Raw genomic sequence first — 18,517 nt, 5'->3', positions numbered from 1 at the left:
TTGAGCCCGATGAGCCAGGCGGCACAGAACCTGAACTGGTTGATCACCAACTTCGTGGACAACACCCCCGGGGTGTCCCACACCGTCGTCGTGTCCGCCGACGGACTCCTTCTGGCGATGTCCGAGGGTTTTCCGCGCGACCGCGCCGACCAGCTCGCGGCCGTCGCGTCGGGTCTCACCTCGCTGACGGCCGGGGCCTCCCGGATCTTCGAGGGCGGCAACGTGGCACAGACGGTCGTCGAGATGGAGCGGGGTTTCCTGTTCCTGATGTCCGTCTCGGACGGCTCGTCGCTGGCCGTGCTCGCGCACCCGGACTGCGACATCGGCCTGGTCGGCTACGAGATGGCCCTGCTCGTCGACCGCGCGGGGGCGGTCCTCACGCCTGATCTCCGCGCCGAACTACAGGGCAGTCTGCTTCACTGACCGGCCCCGGATCCACCTGTCTCACCAAACCACCGTCCGGCCGCCACAATCCCCCCACGGCCATGTCAGACGGCTTGACTCACCGACTTGCTGTCCCGCCCGGAGGATTCATGACCCCGCCCAACGCCTCTCATGATCCGTACGCGGAGCCGTACGAGGATGAGGGCGACCAGCCGCTGGTACGTCCGTACGCGATGACCGGCGGCCGGACCCGGCCGCGCTACCAGCTCGCCATAGAGGCCCTGATCAGCACCACGGCCGACCCGGCGGCACTGATGGGCCTGCTCCCCGAGCACCAGCGCATCTGCCACCTGTGCCGTGAGGTGAAGTCGGTGGCCGAGGTGTCGGCGCTCCTGGCCATGCCGCTCGGTGTGGCCCGCATCCTCGTCGCGGACCTCGCCGAGGCGGGTCTCGTCGCCATCCACCAGCCGGGCGGCGACGAGAGCACCGGCGCTCCGGACGTGACACTGCTCGAAAGGGTGCTCAGTGGACTTCGCAAGCTCTGACGGAGGCCGGGCGACCACCTCCGCGAAGATCGTGGTGGCCGGCGGCTTCGGCGTCGGCAAGACCACGTTCGTGGGCGCCGTCTCCGAGATCAACCCGCTGCGCACCGAGGCCGTCATGACCTCGGCGAGCGCGGGGATCGACGACCTCACGCACACCGGGGGCAAGACGACCACCACGGTCGCCATGGACTTCGGACGCATCACCCTGGACCAGGACCTGATCCTGTACCTCTTCGGTACGCCGGGCCAGGACCGGTTCTGGTTCATGTGGGACGACCTGGTGCGCGGTGCCATCGGCGCGATCGTGCTGGTGGACACCCGCCGTCTCGCCGACTGCTTCCCCGCGGTCGACTACTTCGAGAACTCGGGACTCCCCTTCGTCGTCGCGCTCAACGGCTTCGAGGGGCACCAGCCCTACGCACCCGAGGAGGTGCGCGAGGCGCTGCAGATCGGTCCGGACACCCCGATCATCACGACGGACGCCCGCCACCGCTCGGATGCGAAGAGTGCCCTGATCACGCTGGTCGAGCACGCTTTGATGGCACGGCTGCGCTAGCACACAAATCGTCCGCGCCGTACGGAAGTTGTCGTAGACGCCCCGGAGCCGGCTGTGTCCTTTGACACGGTCGGCCCCGGTGTTCATAACGTTTCGGCAGAGGAATCGGGTGGTACGGCCACGCGTCGTTGCCAAGCGGTCTCACTGCGCTCACAAAAGCCCCGTCATTTGACGGGGCTCGCTCTTTATGACCGTTTTATCTAGGGCTTACATCACTCCGAATCCTCGCCCTCGCATGTTTGGAGGACCGTAGGCGGACATGCTGGAATGCCTGAACTGCCCAATAGTCAAAGACGTACTCACTAGTCGATGGCGTACTGGGCTCTGAGAGACTGCGGCACAACGTTGGTGCCGACCCCGCCGGAAGGTTGTTGGTCGAGTGAGGCGAAGCAAGAACGGTCCCGAGCCGTCGGCCCGGGGCAACTTCACCCCGCCGCCGCGCGGAGCGGCGCCCGCCCCTGTGCCCGGTTCGGAACCGACGGCCGCGCCCGCTCCGAGCGGCAGCCGTCTCTCCCCGCGCAACTGGCGCGTGCCGACGCGGCTGAACGCGATCCTGCTCATACCCGTGCTGGTCGGCCTCGTCATGGGCGGCTTCCAGGTGAAGAGCTCGATCGACACCTGGCAGCAGGCCGAGGACGCGGAGAAGACCGCACGTCTGGTCCGGGCCGCCCTCACCTACGGCGACGCCCTCTACACCGAGCGCGACTCCACCGCCGCCCCGCTGCTCCAGGGCCTGGGTGAGGACGACAAGACGGTCGTCGCCGCCCGCAAGGCCACGGACACCGCCGCCGATGCCTTCGACGAGGCCGCGCAGAACATGCCGCAGACGGCGGGCCTCCAGCGCCGCCTCCAGATCTTCCGCAAGGTGGAGCCGAAGCTCCAGAAGCTGCGTACGGCCGCGTACACCAAGAACCTCGCCGGTGTGCAGACCGAAGAGGGTTACGTCGAGGTCGCGCACCCCCTGATGGAGTTCTCCAACGAACTCGGTCTCGGCACCGGAAACATCACCAGCTACGGCCGTACCGTCTACGCGATCGCGCTGACCAAGGCCTCACTGTCGCTCGAGCGCTCCATCGGCATGCACCTGCTGATCAAGCCGGGCACCGACGACAAGAGCTTCGCCGCCCAGCGCACCGCGCTCACCTCGTACGCCTACCTCGAGGGCATCGCCATCGAGGAGTACATCGGTGGTGGCACCGAGGCCGACGCCCAGAAGCTGGACACCCTGCAGAAGCAGGCCCTGGCCGACGGCGCGGCGATGGCCAAGGAAGCCAAGCAGAAGAACTCCGCCTATGTGGCGCCCCCTGCCGACCCCGTCGACATGGTCCGGGGCATCGGCGGTCTGACCTCCACGGACAAGTCCGAGCGTGACGCGCTCGCCACCAAGGGCATCACCGCCGAGAACTGGTGGGCGGTCAACACCCTCAAGTACAACGTCTACCGGACGATCGAGTCCGACATGGCCGACAAGGCCGTGGACGAGGCCGCCAGCATCGCCGACGAGGCCCAGCGGGACGCCTTCGTCACCGGTGCCGCCGTCGTGGTCGCCCTGCTCGCCGCGTTCATCCTGGCCGGCATGGTGGCCCGCCAGATGTCCCGCTCGATGCGCCAGCTGCGCAACGCCGCCTTCGGTATCGCCGAGCAGCGCCTGCCGATGCTGGTCGACCAGCTCTCCCGCACCGACCCCGGCCGGGTCGACACCCGGGTCACGCCGATCCCGATCACCTCGACCGACGAGATCGGCGAAGTCGCCCGCGCCTTCGACCAGGTCCACCGCGAGGCCGTCCGGCTCGCCGCCGAGCAGGCCCTCCTGCGGGGCAACATCAACGCGATCTTCACCAACCTGTCGCGCCGCAACCAGTCGCTCATCGAGGGCCAGCTGACCCTCATCACCGAGCTGGAGAACAACGAGGCCGACCCGGACCAGCTGGAGAACCTCTTCCGCCTGGACCACCTCGCGACCCGTATGCGCCGCAACGGCGAGAACCTCCTGGTCCTCGCCGGCGAGGAGCCCGGCCGCCGCTGGGACCAGCCGGTCCCGCTGGTCGACGTGCTCCGCGCCGCCTCCTCCGAGGTGGAGCAGTACGAGCGCATCGAGCTCTCGGGCGTCCCGGAGGCCGAGATCCACGGCCGCGCCGTGACCGACCTCGTGCACCTGCTCGCCGAGCTGCTGGAGAACGCCACCACGTTCTCCTCCCCGCAGACCAAGGTCCGCGTGACCGCGACCCGTCTCCCCGACGGCCGCGTGATGATCGAGATCCACGACAAGGGCATCGGCCTCACCGCCGAGGACTTCGCGGACATCAACCACAAGCTGGCCAACCCGCCGACCGTGGACGCCGCGATCTCGCAGCGCATGGGTCTGTTCGTGGTCGGCCGGCTGTCCGACCGGCACGGCATCCGCGTCCAGCTGCGCCCCTCGGGCGAGCAGGCCGGTACGACCTCCCTGGTCATGCTGCCGGACGCGATCACCCACGGTGGTGGTGGCGAGCAGCAGCAGCCGTCCCAGGACGAGTTCACGGTCTCGCAGATCATCCCGGAGCAGAGCTTCGGCGGCGAGAACTTCAACAACGGTCTGCCGATGCGCACGGCCGCCGAACTCGGCTTCGACGACAGCCGCTACACCGAGGTCCCGGACGACATACGCGAGCTGGACCCCGTGGGCCGCTCCCTCATGCGTGAGGAGCGTCGCGCGGCCCTGGAGGCCCAGCACGGCCAGCCGTCCCTGGAAGGCCCCGCGAACCCGTCGTACGCCGACGAGTTCGACGCGCAGCAGGCCGCCTACGAGAACGGCCACGGCGGCTTCCAGCAGCCCTCCGGCTACGAGGAGCAGCAGCAGGCGCCCTACGCCGAGCCGCAGCGCGCCGCGTACGAGGAGCCGCAGCAGCAGGCGTCGTACGACGAGCAGTACTACGCGCCGAACGGCGGCATGCCGCAGAACGACGGCTTCTCGGCGAACGGCGGCTACCCCGAGCCCACGTATGCGGAACCCTCCCAGGCGGACCACACGTCCGTACCGGAATCCATCCCGGCCTTCGAGGAGCGGCGCTACCAGGACGACTGGCCGCAGCAGGACGGGTACCAGAACGGGTACCAGGACCAGTACGCTCCCGAAGCGGAATCCGCGCAGGCCGCTGACGTCGGTGAGCGCGACCACGTAGGCTTCGACCGTCCGGGTCCGGCTCCGTCGGCCAGTCACGACCTGACCGAGGCGGGGCTCCCCCGCCGCGGATCCGGCGGGGGCGGGGCGAACGGCACGGCCCGTGCGAACGGAACGAACGGCACGGGCAGCACGACCGACATGTTCGGCTCGCGGCACGTGGCCCAGGAACAGCCGGCCTCCGCACCGGAGAGCAACGGCACCGGCAACGGTGACTGGCGTTCGGCCAACGACGAGCGCTGGCAGCAGGCTTCGGCGCTCAAGAAGCCCAAGGCGGGCGGGGTCACCTCCTCCGGTCTGCCGAGGCGGGTGCCCAAGGCCAACCTGGTCGAGGGAGCCGCCGAGACCACCCCGCAGGGCGGCCCACAGGTCTCCCGCGCTCCCGAGGACGTCCGGGGCAGGTTGAGCAACCTGCGCCGCGGTGTCGAGCGGGGCCGCAGCGCAAGCAGTGAAACGAACGGTCAGGGCTTCGGTTCTGACAGCACCTACAACCAGGAGCGTTAGTGTGAGCCCGATGAGCCAGGCGGCACAGAACCTGAACTGGTTGATCACCAACTTCGTGGACAACACCCCCGGGGTGTCCCACACGGTGGTGGTCTCCGCCGACGGACTCCTTCTGGCGATGTCCGAGGGTTTTCCGCGTGACCGCGCCGACCAGCTTGCGGCCGTCGCCTCCGGTCTGACCTCACTGACCGCCGGTGCCTCGCGCATCTTCGAGGGCGGCAGCGTGAACCAGACGGTTGTGGAGATGGAGCGGGGATTCCTCTTCATCATGTCCGTCTCCGACGGATCATCGCTCGCAGTACTCGCACATCCCGAGGCGGACATCGGTCTCATCGGGTACGAGATGGCGCTCCTGGTGGACCGTGCCGGTACGGTCCTGACGCCCGATCTTCGGGCCGAGCTCCAAGGGAGCCTTCTCAACTAACAGACAGACGGTGCGTTTTGGCGTCCCGAGGCCATAAGGTTTCGGGACGCGGCTCCACAGTGATGCGGTGCCCGGCACAGTCGGAGGAGGAGAGAAAGTGGCAACACCCCCAGGCGGTTCATCGTCCGGTAATTGGTCGTACGGCCCTGGCCAGGGTCAGAACGACGGTTCCCAGAACCCGAACCGTTACAACTTCCCCTCCGCACCGAGTCATCGGCAGCCGTACGCGCCCCAGGGCCCCGGCCCCTCGCCGTACGACCAGCCGTCGGCACCGCGTATCCAGCCTGTGCAGCCGCAGCGACGCGCCCCTGAGCCGGCGCCCTCAGGGGCGTCGAACAACAACCACAACCCCCTGGTGCGCCCGTACGCCATGACCGGCGGCCGGACGCGCCCGCGCTACCAGCTCGCCATCGAGGCACTGGTGCACACCACCGCGCAGCCGCACCAGATGCAGGGCCAGTTGCCCGAGCATCAGCGGATCTGCAACCTCTGCCGGGAGATCAAGTCGGTAGCCGAAGTCTCGGCTCTGCTGACGATCCCTCTCGGCGTGGCCAGGATCCTCGTCGCCGACTTGGCGGAGGCGGGCCTGGTCGCCATTCATCAGCCCGGCGGCGACGAGAACGCCGGCGGCCAGCCAGACGTGACACTGCTCGAAAGGGTGCTCAGTGGACTTCGCAAGCTCTAGCGGCGGTCCTTCCCGCTCCACCACCTCGGCGAAGATCGTGGTGGCGGGTGGCTTCGGCGTGGGCAAGACCACGTTCGTCGGGGCCGTTTCGGAGATCAACCCGCTGCGCACCGAGGCCGTCATGACGTCCGCTTCCGCGGGCATCGACGACCTCACCCACACCGGTGACAAGACCACCACCACGGTGGCCATGGACTTCGGCCGTATCACCCTGGACCAGGACCTGATCCTGTACCTGTTCGGTACGCCCGGTCAGGACCGTTTCTGGTTCATGTGGGACGACCTGGTGCGCGGTGCCATCGGTGCGATCGTCCTCGTTGACACGAGGCGCCTTGCCGACTGTTTCCCGGCTGTCGACTACTTCGAGAACTCGGGGCTTCCTTTTGTGATCGCCCTGAACGGGTTCGACGGGAACCAGCCGTACAACCCGGACGAGGTCCGTGAGGCCCTTCAGATCGGCCCGGACACCCCGATCATCACGACCGACGCTCGCCACCGTGCGGACGCGAAGTCGGCGCTGATCACTCTCGTGGAGCATGCGCTGATGGCGCGCCTGCGGTAAGTGGTTCTCTGTTTGCGGCCACTGGGCTGCCACGGACGGTTGTACGCCGTCTGCGGCAGCCCAGTGGCTTGTCGCGCCCACGCGGCGGAGCCGCACATCGATACACCTTCGCGCCCCTGAAAGCCAAATGCCTGAGGGCCCCCTCTCTTTCGAGAGGGGGCCCTCAGACGTCGTACGTCAGCTCAGTGCCAGCTGTGCGGGGCTCGGAAGCCGCCCTCGCGTTCCAGGCGGCGCCAGCCGGCCTTGGGGTGGGGGCGGTGGTCCGGGGAAGCGGGCTGGGCGGCGGCGCGGGCCAGGAGGATCGCGGTGATCGCGGCGACTTCCTCGGGCCCGGCGTGGCCCTTCTCGACGCGGATGTCGGGAGTGTTCATGGGTGTCAGTCTCCGTGAGAGAGGTTTCCGCAGGGGTGCCGCGGAGGGTCCGCTGGGTTACTGCGGGGGGTTGCCGTGCTTGCGGGACGGCAGGTCGGCGTGCTTGGACTGGAGCATCGCCAGGGACTTGATGAGGACCTCGCGGGTTTCCGCCGGGTCGATCACGTCGTCCACCAGGCCGCGCTCGGCGGCGTAGTACGGGTGCATCAGCTCGGACTTGTACTCCTTGACCATCTTCTGCCGCATGGCCTCGGGGTCCTCGGCGTCCGCGATCTGCCGGCGGAAGATGACGTTGGCGGCACCTTCGGCGCCCATCACGGCGATCTCGTTCGTCGGCCAGGCGTAGGTGAGGTCGGCGCCGATGGACTGGCTGTCCATGACGATGTAGGCGCCTCCGTAGGCCTTGCGCAGGATCAGCGAGATCCGCGGCACGGTCGCGTTGCAGTAGGCGTAGAGGAGCTTGGCGCCGTGGCGGATGATTCCGCCGTGCTCCTGGTCGACGCCCGGGAGGAACCCGGGGACGTCCAGGAAAGTGACGATCGGGATGTTAAAAGCGTCACACATCTGCACGAAACGCGCAGCTTTTTCGCTCGCCTCGATGTCCAGGACGCCCGCGAGGGACTGCGGCTGGTTCGCCACGATGCCGACGACCTGGCCGTCGAGACGGGCCAGTGCGCAGATGATGTTCCGCGCCCAGCGCTCGTGGACCTCGAGGTAGTCGCCGTCGTCGACGATCTCCTCGATGACCTTGGCCATGTCGTAGGGCCGGTTGCCGTCCGCGGGGACCAGGTCGAGCAGTACGTCGCCCCGGCGGTCCGCGGCGTCCGTGGACTCCGCGCGCGGCGGGTTCTCGCGGTTGTTCTGCGGGAGCATCGACAGGAGGTAGCGCACCTCCGCGATGCAGGTCTCCTCGTCGTCGTAGGCGAAGTGGCACACGCCCGAGGTCTCGGCGTGCACGTCCGCGCCGCCGAGGCCGTTCTGGGTGATCTCCTCGCCCGTCACGGCCTTGACCACGTCCGGGCCGGTGATGAACATCTGCGAGGTCTCGCGGACCATGAACACGAAGTCCGTCAGCGCCGGCGAGTACGCCGCGCCGCCCGCACACGGGCCCAGCATCACCGAGATCTGCGGGATCACCCCGCTCGCCCTGGTGTTGCGCTGGAAGATGCCGCCGTACCCGGCCAGCGCCGAGACGCCTTCCTGGATACGGGCGCCCGCGCCGTCGTTCAGGGACACCAGCGGCGCGCCGGCCGCGATGGCCATGTCCATGATCTTGTGGATCTTCGTGGCGTGGGCCTCGCCCAGCGCGCCGCCGAAGATCCGGAAGTCGTGCGCGTACACGAAGACCGTGCGGCCCTCGACCGTGCCCCAGCCGGTGATGACACCGTCGGTGAACGGCTTCTTGGCCTCCAGGCCGAACCCGGTCGCCCGGTGCCGGCGCAGCTGCTCGACCTCCTGGAAGGAACCCGCGTCCAGGAGCAGCTCGATGCGCTCCCGTGCGGTCAGCTTGCCCTTGGCATGCTGCGCCTCGGTCGCCCTGTCACTCGGTCCGGCCATCGCCTGCGCACGGATCTCGTGCAGCTCGGCCACTCGCCCCCGTGCGTCCGTCGGCTCACCCGGCGCGTCATCCAAAACGGTCATGTAGTGACCTTACGAAGTGCGGCAAGGAAACCGGGCCGTCGACTCCGTACAGTCTCCGACCCGTTTTCCTGGTACCCCTGAACAGAACCTCGGAGCCATGCAGCCATTCCGACTGCTCAGGGGGCGTCCCGCTTGTAGAGATCACACAAAGACATCAGCTGAGAGCCACCTCACATTCATGGGGGGCACATGCCCTCCCCGGGGTGATTCTGAGGCGCAGACGGCGGCCCGTGGCGAGGATCTCGACCGATTCGTCGGCCCGGATCACCGCGCGGACCGGATGGTCCCAGGCGATCTCCACCGGCTCCCCCGTCCGCGGCGGTTCGCTCACGCAGAGGGTAGCGGTGCGGCCCCGGCGGCGTACCAGCACGCTCGCGCCCGCGGAGGCGGCGAGCGGGCCCGCCGAACCGGCCTGCCAGAAGTTGGCGGCCGTCAGCGAGAGGGAGGGGACGTGGACGGCCTGGCGGGTGCCGTCATTGGCGAGCACCTTCAGCCACCGGCGGTCGGCGGCGCGGGCCGCGACCCCGTGGCGGGACGCCCCCGGCATCAGGACATAGGCGTACGACGCGTCCGTCGGGTCCGTGCCGTGGTCCAGCCAGAGGGTCTGCCAGCGGCGCGTGGCCCGCTCGGTCGTACTGGTGGTGTTGATGCCCGACCAGGCGCCGGTGCGGTCCTCCCGGAGGGTGCGCAGTTCGCCGTACGGCACCACCCAGCCGCCGTGGCCCTCCAGGTGGGCCCAGCCGCGCCCCCGCACGAAGGCCGGGGTGCCGCCCTCCCCCAGGTTGCGGTTGTCGACGACGGTCTCGACCGGGACGCCGTCGGCGCAGGTGATGCCGGCGCCCAGGCAGATCACCGCGTCGGCGACACAGAACCACGACTTACGGGCTTCCAGCGTCGAGCCGAGGCCCTTCAGGTGCTGTCCGATCGCCGCGTACTCGCCGTCGGTGACACCGCCGACCCAGCGCGCGTCGGGTTTGGGCTCGCCCCATTCGCCACCGGCCCGGTCGGGAAGGCGGCGGGTGGAGACGGTGGTGCCCGGGAGGCGGTACCAGTCGACGGTGGGCCAGTACCAGTCTGTGTACTGGTCGGCCCGGCCGCCGGTCCACCAATAGAGCATTCCGGCTCCGGTGTGCCAGCCGCGCGGGTTCTCGCCATTGCCGCACTCGTAGTACGCGATGCGGTCGCTCGCCATGGCGATGTTCGCGACGAAGCCGGGGCGGCGGTGGACGGCCCGGTCCATGGCGGCGAAGATCCGGTGGCCGACGGGGTCGGGGGCGGCGGGCACGGGGGACTCGGCGACCGCGCGCAGCCGGGCGAGGTCGGCCACGCCGAGCTGACGCGCCGTCAGGATCGGTGAGACGGTGTCCCGTTCGATCCATCCCTTGACACGGCCGTACCAGCGCTCCCGCTCCGCCTCGCTCGCCGCGCCCGCGAGGAGGGCCGTCGCGGCGATGACGCCCTGGCCGTGGAAGTGGTCGCCGCGCAGCACGTGCCGGTCGTCGCTCTTGAGGTAACCCCGGCTGATGGCACGGCCGTTGACGCTGTCCATCATCAGACCGTCGTGGATCAGGGGCGCGTAGGCGTGCTCCACGGCGTCCAGGACGATCTGCCGGTTCGGGTCGGTCACGGCCCACTCGGAGCCGGCGAGGAGGGCGAAGAGGCGGCCTAGGCCGTCGAGGAGGACCTGGCCGTAGGTGCCGGAGTAAGGGACCCAGGTGTGCTGGACGAACGAGCCGTCGGCGTAGAGGCCGTCGCCCTGGACGACGTACGGGAAGACCGGCGAGAGCGCGTCGCGGGCCAGGGCGATCTTGGCGGGGGCCGGGCCGAGGATGCCGCGCAGGACGACGGAGCGGCACAGGTCGACGCGGTTGGCGCCGGTGGAGGTACCGGAGTAGTCGCTCAGCATCGCGTCGGGGACGAAGTGGTCGACGGCGGCACAGGCGGCTTCCCGCCGGTCGTCGGTGAGGTGGTCGTACAGCGCGGCCGTGAGGTCCATGAGCAGCCGGGGGCTGCCGATCTGCCATTCCCACCAGTTGCCGTAGCGGGTGGTGGAGGGGTTGTAGACCGTGGCGGAGAGGTGGTCGAGGCCGCGCAGGACGTCGGCGAGGAGGGACTCGTCGCCGGTGGAGCCGGTGCCCGACTGGATGCAGGCCTGGGTCATGGTCCACAGGCGGCCGTAGCTCTGGGTGATGCCGGACGGCGGGTCGTAGGGGTGGCCGGGCCAGAGGGAGGTCGCGGTGGGGGCCATGGTCGCGCGAAAGCCGCGGGCGAGGGCGCCGGTCTCGGCGAGGCGGGCGGCATAGGGCTCGGCGGTGGGGTCGTAGCCGGTGCCGAGGGCGATGTCGAGCCAGCGGAGGCGCAGGGCGCGGTAGGGGTCGGGGGCGGCGGCGCGGGCACCGGGGGCGGCCGTGGCGAGGAGCGCCGCGGTGAGTAAGGCGGCCCGGCGGGTGAGCCGGAGGGGGCCTCTGGGATACGGGTTCATGCCCTGGGCATCTACCACCTCAGCGTAATCACGCCAACACTTCACGGATGATGTTGAAACTTGTACGGAATAGGTCTACGGTCGTTCCTGTTAGGTAATTCAACGTTCAACTTCCTCACTTCCAAGGAGCACGCCATGGCGAACACCGACCTGACCGCCCTGACCGGCGACTACGCGATCGACGCGGCCCACTCGACGATCGGCTTCACCGTCCGCCACGCCATGGTCACCAACGTCAAGGGCAAGTTCCTCGACTTCAGCGGCTCGCTGCACCTGGACGGCGGCGACCCGGCCGCGTCCTCGGCATCCATCGACGTCAAGATGGACAGCATCGACACGGGCTCCGCGGACCGCGACGGCCACCTCAAGAGCGCGGACTTCTTCAAGACGGACGAGTTCCCGACGATGACCTTCCGCTCCACCAAGGCGGAGGCCCTCGGCGACGAGGACTACCGCATCACCGGTGACCTCACCATCCTCGGCACCACCAAGCCGCTCACCATCGACCTCGAGTTCAACGGCGCCGCGAAGGACCCCTTCGGCAACGAGCGCGTCGGCTTCGAGGGCAAGGCGACGATCCTGCGCTCCGAGTGGGGCCTGACCTGGAACGCGGCGCTGGAGACGGGCGGCGTGCTGGTCTCCGACAAGATCAAGCTGAACTTCGACATCTCGGCCATCAAGAACGCGTGACGCGTCGTTCGTGAGCATGCCCGCCCTCGTGTCCTTGAGGGCGGGCGCTCGGCGTTCTCAGCCGTCGCGGCCGGGCAGTTCCTCCAGGCCGGCCACCGCCGAGGCGACCTGAGCGGCCCGGCTCTCCGGCGTGAGGGCCCGCAGCACACCGAGCATGACCTGGTACCGGTCCGTCCTGCCGAGCCCTTCGAAGGCCGCTTCGGCCCGCGGGCTGCGCTTCAGCGCGGCGGCCAGGTCGTCGGGCACCTCCGCCTCCTTCTGGGAGAGGTACGCCGCCGCCCACCGTCCGTCCGCCTTCGCCGCGTCGATCTCCGCGAGGCCGGTCTCACGCATCCTGCCGTCGGTGATCAGTTCCTCGACCCGGCGCACGTTGACCATGGACCAGAGGCTGCCGGTGCGGCGCGGGGTGATCCTCTGGAGGAAGTGCGAGGCGTCGAACCCCTTGCGCTGACCGGTGATCCAGCCGTGACAGAGGGCCACGTCATTGACTTCGGCGGCGGTGACGGAGGGGATGCCCGAGCCCTTCTTGGCGACCTTCACCCACAGGCCGGGGTGGGGGGCCGGGTGCTCGGTGAGCCAGGCCTCGAGGGCGGCGGCGGAGGCGAAGGTTTCCGACATGGAGTGACCGTACGCCGCTATTAGGTCGGTTTCTGTCCTAATTGACGCGCGGCCGGGCTGGCCGAATCACACCCCTTGTGCGGCCTGTCACAGCGTTCTCATAATCCAGCAACAGATTTGACCTGCCCATGCCAGGCCCATGCCGACAGATGGGTGTTTCTTTGCGTTCCTGATTGGCATGCGCACGACAGATCTGGGACTGAGCACTTCATGAGCACTTCCACCCCCCACGGAAGGCAGAACGTTGAAGAGACTCCTCACGGCCCTCAAGAGATGCGCGGCATTCGGCGCCGCCGCGCTCGCGATCGCCAGTCTTCAGCCCGTCTCGGCCGCGCAGGCCGCCCCTGCGCCCGTCGTCGGCGGGACCCGTGCCGCGCAGGGCGAGTTCCCGTTCATGGTCCGGCTCTCCATGGGCTGTGGCGGCGCGCTGTACACGCAGCAGATCGTGCTGACCGCCGCGCACTGTGTGAACGGGACCGGCGCCAACACCTCCATCACCGCCACCGCCGGTGTCGTGGACCTGCAGTCCACCAGCGGGCGGGTCCAGGTCAGGTCGACGTACGTGTACCGGGCTCCCGGGTACAACGGTGACGGCAAGGACTGGGCGCTCATCAAGCTCGCCTCGCCGATCAATCTGCCGACGCTGAAGATCGCGACGACCACGCAGTACAACACCGGGACGTTCACCGTGGCCGGGTGGGGTGCGGCCAGTGAGGGTGGCTCCCAGCAGCGGTACATGCTCAAGGCGACCGTGCCGTTCGTGAGTGACGCGACCTGCCGTTCGTACAGCGGGTACAGCGGGCTCATCGCAAGCGAGGAGATCTGTGCGGGGTACGCGGCGGGTGGGGTCGACACCTGTCAGGGGGACTCCGGTGGGCCGATGTTCCGGCGGGACGCGAGCAACGCGTGGGTGCAGGTCGGGATCGTGAGCTGGGGTATCGGGTGTGCGCGGGCCAACGCGCCGGGTGTGTACACCGAGGTGTCGACGTTCGCGTCGGCGATCGCGTCGGCTGCGGCTTCTCTCTGACGCGCGGGTTGTCTCGTACGGTCTTCCGCGGGCTCGGCGTGTGGTGCGCCGGGCCCGTGGCCGTGGACGAGGGCTTCCTTCGCCCCCGCCGCCCCTACCCGTCCCCTCCCCAGGGGCTCCGCCCCTTCGACCCCACTGGGGCTCCGCCCCAGACCCCGATCGGCCCGAAGGGCCTCGTCCTCAAACGCCGGACGGGCTGAAATGCCTGGACCGGCGTCGAGAGGGTCCGTCCCAGCGGGTGGGTGTCGGCTTGGCTTCGTTCTCAAGGGCCGTGCGGTCAGAAGCCTCCCCCGCCGAAGTCTCCGCCTCCTCCGAAGTCGCCGCCGCCGAAGCCGCCTGAGAAGTCGTCGGAGTTGAAGTCTGCGCCTGAGGTGTCACCGCCTTCGTAGGCGGAGGTGGGGTCGGAGGCGTAGGACGGGGTGGTCATCATGTTGCCGAGCATCGTGCCGACGAGGAGGCCGGGGAGCAGGCCGCCGCCGAAGTAGCCGCCCGCCCAGGGGCCGTAGGCGGGGCCCGCGTCCCAGTAGGGGCGGCGGCCCTGGTCGGTGTCGACCTCGCGCATCACCGGGTCGCGGCCGTCGGCGAGGCGGGTCGCGTCGGCCGCGCAGACCGGGACCTCGCGCGGGGCACCGCTGGGCGGGGTCCAGGTCGCGTCCGTGGTGGACGGGCCGTGGCGGGGGTCGAAGAAGCAGGGCGGGCGGCGGTCCGGGAGGGGCCGGCCCTCCCTGCGGGCGGCCAGTCGTGCCAGGGAGAAGCGGCCGTCATCCAGGGCCTGGGTCACCGCGCGGACCTCCTCCGGCCGCCGCGCGGCCGCCATGAACGACTTCGCCTTCTCGTAGGAGTCGAGCGCGTGTTCGTAGTCCTCGCGCATGGCGTCGTCCGCGCCCGGTTCGGCGGGGTGGAAGTCCAGGCGGTCCAGTTCCTCGCCGAAGGCGGTGATGTCCTCGTCCACCACGACCCGCAGCTTCTCCAGGGCGGCCCGCTGCTCCTCCGCCTGCCGGCGGCGGTTACGGCGGACCAGCGTGTACGCGCCCACGCCACCGACCGCCAGCACGGCGCCGACCGTCACCAGCGCACCCGCCGGGACCCCTCCGCCGTCGGAGGACGAGCCCCAGCTCGCGGGCGCCGAGCCGCCCATGTTGGCCAGTGCCCGGTCCGCGAAGTCGTCGAGCTGGGTCTTCGCGTCACTCTCGCCCTCGACGCTCGCGACGAGGTTGCGCACGGCCGTCCTCGGCAGGACCGAGGAATCCGCGCCCGCGTCGAAACGGTCGCCGACCCGCACCGCGTACAGACCTGTCACGCCGGTCGCGGTGCGCAGGTTCCGCAGGAGGTTCTCGGTCGGTTGGTCCGCGGGCAGGACCGCCACGAACAGGGCCTTGTCCGCGTTCTCGATCTGCTCGGCGAGCGCGGTGGCGTCCCCGGAGGACAGCTGTGCGGAGGCCGCCGGGTCGACGTACACCGGACTCTCGCGGAGCGCCTCGGCGATCCTGGAGACGCTCGTGGCGGCGGAGGCGGGCGCGGGAACCGCCCACAGTACGGTCAGGGCCGCGAGCACAAGTGCCGCGAGCAGCCCTGGGAGGCTTCGGGTCCGCAGGACGGACGTCATACTTCGAAGCTACCCGAAGCCTCCCAAAAGAGCTTCAGCCGGTCGCCCGGTAGGCCTGTGTCAGTTGTGCCACCGCCGCCGCGTACCGCCCGGTGAGCAGCAGGTGGTCCGCTTCGGCGAAGGGCTTGGCCGAAGCGGCCGTGATCTTCCTCTGCTGGACGATCAGCCGCGCCTTGGTCACGATCGCGCGGCCCGCCTCCTCGGACCCGGCCCTCTCGGCCACCGCCGCCGCGACGCCGAGCGCCTTCAGTGTCGTGGCGCCCCCCTCCGGCACCTTGGTCAGCGTGGTGAGGCCCCAGCCGTAGGGGAACTGCGGGTCGTACGCCGTGTCGCCGACGTTGATCGGCAGCTGCTCCTGCGACTTCGGCCAGGTGACGGGGAGTTGCCCGGTGAAGGCGCGCTTGCCGTAGAGGACGTCCGCGACGCCGTCGCCCTCCGTCCCGGGCAGCCAGGAGGCCACCAGCGCGTCGATCTCGCCGAGCCGGTCGCCGATGAGCTGGGGGCGGCCCGAGACGATCAGCACCGCGCACTTCATGGCCGCGCAGACCTTGTCGACGGCCGCCTGGTCGGCGGGGCTCAGCTCCAGGTCATGACCGTTGCCGACGTCTCCGACGCCCTCGGCGTACGGGGTCTCGCCGACGACGACCACCCCGATGTCGTGGCCGGTGGTGGGGGCGGAGGCGTCCTTGGAGTACGTCAGCCGCGCGGAGTTCTTCCGCATGGCCTCCAGGATCGTCGTACCAGGGGTGATGTCGCCGGACGCGCCCTGCCAGGTGACGGTCCAGCCGCCGCTCTGGTTGCCGATGTCGTCGGCGTTGGAGCCGGCGACGTACACCTTCTGGGACCCCTTCAGCGGCAGCACGCCGTCGGCGTTCTTCAGCAGCACCTGCGACTCGGCGGCCGCCCGGCGCGCGACGGACCGGTGCTCGGCGGAACCGATCTTCGAGGCGCCGCTGGTGTCGGCGTACGGCTTCTCGAAGAGACCGAGGCGGAACTTCTGCGTGAGGATGCGGGAGACCGCGTCGTCGATGCGCTGCCCGCTGACGCGCCCGGCCTGGGCCTCCTCCATGAGCGTGGTGCGGAACTCCCTGAAGGCGTACGGGGCCATGACCATGTCGACGCCGGCGTTGACCGACGTACGGACGTCGGACGCGCGGTCGCCGGGGATCTGGTCGATGCCGTCCCAGTCGCTGATCACGAAGCCGTCGAAGCCCATACGGCCCTTGAGCACGCCGTTGATCATGTCGGCGCGGGCGTGCATCTTGACCGGTCCCTGGCCGTCGCCGAGGACGTCGAGCGAGGAGTACGAGGGCATCACGGTGCCGACCCCGCGGTCGACGGCGGTCTCGTACGGCGCCAGGTGGACGGCTTCCAGCTGCTGCCGGGTGACCTTGGTGACGCCCTGGTCGATGGTGTAGGTGCCGGTCGTGGAGGAGCCGTACGCGGTGCCGCCGTCGCCGACGAAGTGCTTGGCGGTGGCGAGGACCTTGTCGTTGTCCTTCAAGTCCTTGCCGTTCCGGGCGCCTTGGAGGCCCTGGATCACCGTCTCCAGGGAGTCGACGAGGGCCGGGTCCTCGCCGAAGGACTCGTAGGAGCGCCCCCAGCGTTCGTCACGCGTGACGCAGAGGCAGGGGGCGAAGTCCCAGGGGACGCCGGTGGCGCGGACCTCGGCGGCGGTCACCGCGCCGGTCCGCTGGGCGAGTTGGGGGTTCCTGGAGGCACCGAGGCCGATGTTGTGGGGCATGACGGTGGCGCCGACCAGGTTGTTGTGGCCGTGGACGGCGTCGACGCCGTAGACGAGGGGGATCTGGAAGCGGGTCGCCTGGGCCCGGAGCTGGAAGCCGTCGATCATCTTCGCCCAGGCTTCGGGTGTGTTGGGCGTCGGGGTGGAGCCGCCGCCGGACAGGAGCGAGCCGAGGTCGTACGTGGCGACGTCCGCCCCGGTCCCCACGGCTCCGCGCTCGGCCTGGGTCATCTGACCGGCCTTCTCCGCGAGCGACATACGGGACAGGAGGTCGGCGACGCGCCGCTTCACCGGCAACTCGGCGTTCAGATACGGCAGTCCGTGCGCGTCGACGACGATCTGCGGGGGCTCGGCCGGGGGTTTGGCGCCGGTGACGGTGAGGGCGAGGGGGATGGTCTCGGCGGGCTCGGCCTGCTTGTCCTTCAGCGTCGGTACCCGCACGGTCCGTGTGGCGCCGGAGACGGTGCCCGCGGGGAAGGTGACGGTCCCGCTGACCGGGGTGTAGTCCTTGCCGGGGTCGGCGGTGCCGGTCGCGGCCGTCTCGTAGGCGACGGTGACGGGTTCGTCGATCGGGGCGGAGCCGGTGGTGGCGACGGAGATCTTCACGGTCGCCGTGCCGCCCTCGTCCGTGGGATAGACGGCGGAGTCGGTGAGGACGGAGGCGCGCAGTGACTGGTCGGCCTTGCCGTACAGCTCGACGCCGTCCATGGCGAACCGGCCCTGGGTGCCGACGGGGAGGGTGACGGCGTAGCCCCATGTCTCGGTGAGGCCGAGGATGTGGTCGATGCCGCCGACGGGCTGGTAGTCCGTGCGGTAGGCGAAGTCGGTGAAGGGGATCTCGATCTGTTTCCAGCCGCTGAAGTCGTCGGTGAAGGAGGTCGTCCACAGCTCGGAGGCCTCGCCGTCGGCGCCGCCGTCCTTGAGCTCGAAGGCGACCTTCTTGCCGTTGTCGCGGCCTTCCCACCAGAAGCGGATGCCCTTGTGGGCGGACCAGTCGTGGGCGGGCTCGGCGAAGGCGAAGTCATGGGTGAAGCCGCCGTAGCCGCTGATGTCGTAGGTGCCGGACAGGACGCGGTCGCCCTCGGGGGCGTCGGCGCGTTCCTCGAGCGCGAGCGCGGGCGGGTCGTCGTTGTCGCTGCCCCAGGTGAAGATGCCTCCCGCGGGCGGGTTCGCGAAGGGCACCTCGCCCTCGAAGCGGTCCACGGCGACCGGGGCGGGATCGTCGGCGGCCTGTGGCTGTGCCTGTGCGGACACCATCGGCAGCAGGGTTGTCAGCAGGGCGGCTGAGGCGAGCAGGGCGGTTCTTCGCATGGAGCTTCCCCCTTGGCTCTCGTTAGTCCACTCATGACTTACCTCACGCCGTGAGTTAACTGGTGGCACCCAGGCCCGTCAAGGCGTCACATCAGCCATTCAGCCCCAACTGGCGGGCCGGTGAGGCACGTTGTGCGACCGCAATGGGAACGGTGCACAACAGTGGTCGTGCGGCTTTTCGTCCCGTGGTGTGGTGAAGGCGACGGA

At 69.6% G+C, this 18,517-nt stretch carries 15 protein-coding genes; 9 read left to right on the top strand and 6 right to left on the bottom strand.

Going from position 1 to position 18,517, the window contains the following annotated elements:
• Positions 1-9 precede the first annotated feature (9 nt).
• The 7 genes from OG381_RS32550 to OG381_RS32520 all read left to right on the top strand — a co-directional run bounded on the left by OG381_RS32550 (position 10) and on the right by OG381_RS32520 (position 6,820).
• The gene (locus OG381_RS32550; protein WP_046258885.1) at positions 10-423 is read left to right on the top strand and encodes a roadblock/LC7 domain-containing protein; all 414 of its coding nucleotides are present in this window, start codon (positions 10-12) and stop codon (positions 421-423) included.
• Positions 424-533: 110 nt separating this feature from the next.
• Positions 534-929: a DUF742 domain-containing protein gene (locus tag OG381_RS32545; RefSeq protein WP_188289079.1), complete on the top strand. Its 396-nt coding sequence runs from the start codon at positions 534-536 to the stop codon at positions 927-929.
• Positions 910-1,485, top strand: a complete 576-nt coding sequence (locus OG381_RS32540) for a GTP-binding protein (RefSeq protein WP_046258886.1) — start codon at positions 910-912, stop codon at positions 1,483-1,485. The genes OG381_RS32545 and OG381_RS32540 overlap by 20 nt, the downstream gene beginning before the upstream one ends.
• A 379-nt stretch (positions 1,486-1,864) precedes the next feature.
• Entirely contained in the window at positions 1,865-5,149 is a 3,285-nt protein-coding gene (locus tag OG381_RS32535; protein WP_327719589.1) for a sensor histidine kinase, read from the top strand.
• A 10-nt stretch (positions 5,150-5,159) separates the two neighbouring features.
• Entirely contained in the window at positions 5,160-5,573 is a 414-nt protein-coding gene (locus OG381_RS32530) for a roadblock/LC7 domain-containing protein (RefSeq protein ID WP_005479603.1), read from the top strand.
• A gap of 97 nt (positions 5,574-5,670) precedes the next feature.
• Positions 5,671-6,258, top strand: a complete 588-nt coding sequence (locus tag OG381_RS32525; protein ID WP_327719588.1) for a DUF742 domain-containing protein — start codon at positions 5,671-5,673, stop codon at positions 6,256-6,258.
• Positions 6,239-6,820, top strand: a complete 582-nt coding sequence (locus OG381_RS32520) for a GTP-binding protein (RefSeq protein WP_026248371.1) — start codon at positions 6,239-6,241, stop codon at positions 6,818-6,820. Before OG381_RS32525 ends, OG381_RS32520 begins: the two co-directional genes overlap by 20 nt.
• Positions 6,821-7,002: 182 nt before the next feature.
• Here OG381_RS32520 and OG381_RS32515 read toward each other — a convergent pair whose 3' ends face one another.
• From OG381_RS32515 to OG381_RS32505, 3 genes are all read right to left on the bottom strand, one after another.
• Entirely contained in the window at positions 7,003-7,191 is a 189-nt protein-coding gene (locus tag OG381_RS32515) for an acyl-CoA carboxylase subunit epsilon (RefSeq protein ID WP_327719587.1), read from the bottom strand.
• A gap of 57 nt (positions 7,192-7,248) precedes the next feature.
• The gene (locus OG381_RS32510; protein WP_307025467.1) at positions 7,249-8,832 is read right to left on the bottom strand and encodes an acyl-CoA carboxylase subunit beta; all 1,584 of its coding nucleotides are present in this window, start codon (positions 8,830-8,832) and stop codon (positions 7,249-7,251) included.
• Positions 8,833-8,986: 154 nt separating this feature from the next.
• Positions 8,987-11,314 (bottom strand): polysaccharide lyase 8 family protein, encoded by a 2,328-nt coding sequence (locus OG381_RS32505; protein ID WP_327719586.1) that lies wholly within the window; start codon positions 11,312-11,314, stop codon positions 8,987-8,989.
• A 135-nt stretch (positions 11,315-11,449) separates the two neighbouring features.
• Between OG381_RS32505 and OG381_RS32500 the strand changes: the two genes are divergently transcribed.
• Positions 11,450-12,004 carry a YceI family protein gene (locus tag OG381_RS32500; protein WP_327719585.1) on the top strand — a complete coding sequence of 185 codons (555 nt, stop codon included), beginning with the start codon at positions 11,450-11,452 and terminating at the stop codon, positions 12,002-12,004.
• 57 nt (positions 12,005-12,061) lie between these two features.
• Here OG381_RS32500 and OG381_RS32495 read toward each other — a convergent pair whose 3' ends face one another.
• A complete protein-coding gene (locus OG381_RS32495) occupies positions 12,062-12,622 on the bottom strand; it encodes a YdeI/OmpD-associated family protein (RefSeq protein ID WP_327719584.1) in 561 nt (186 codons plus the stop codon).
• A 244-nt stretch (positions 12,623-12,866) separates the two neighbouring features.
• Here OG381_RS32495 and OG381_RS32490 point away from each other — a divergent pair, with 244 nt between their 5' ends.
• The gene (locus OG381_RS32490) at positions 12,867-13,649 is read left to right on the top strand and encodes a serine protease (protein WP_327719583.1); all 783 of its coding nucleotides are present in this window, start codon (positions 12,867-12,869) and stop codon (positions 13,647-13,649) included.
• Between the two features lie 277 nt (positions 13,650-13,926).
• On the opposite strand, the gene OG381_RS32485 is transcribed toward OG381_RS32490, so the two are convergent.
• Positions 13,927-15,255: a hypothetical protein gene (locus OG381_RS32485; RefSeq protein WP_327719582.1), complete on the bottom strand. Its 1,329-nt coding sequence runs from the start codon at positions 15,253-15,255 to the stop codon at positions 13,927-13,929.
• Positions 15,256-15,289: 34 nt separating this feature from the next.
• A complete protein-coding gene (locus OG381_RS32480) occupies positions 15,290-18,310 on the bottom strand; it encodes a glycoside hydrolase family 3 N-terminal domain-containing protein (RefSeq protein WP_327719581.1) in 3,021 nt (1,006 codons plus the stop codon).
• Positions 18,311-18,517: the final 207 nt, after the last annotated feature.

It is taken from the genome of Streptomyces sp. NBC_00490, from assembly GCF_036013645.1.
In the GTDB taxonomy this organism is placed as follows: Bacteria; Actinomycetota; Actinomycetes; order Streptomycetales; family Streptomycetaceae; genus Streptomyces; species Streptomyces canus_F.
Note: the sequence above shows the minus strand (reverse complement) of the source record. Positions and strands in the feature narration are given on the sequence as shown.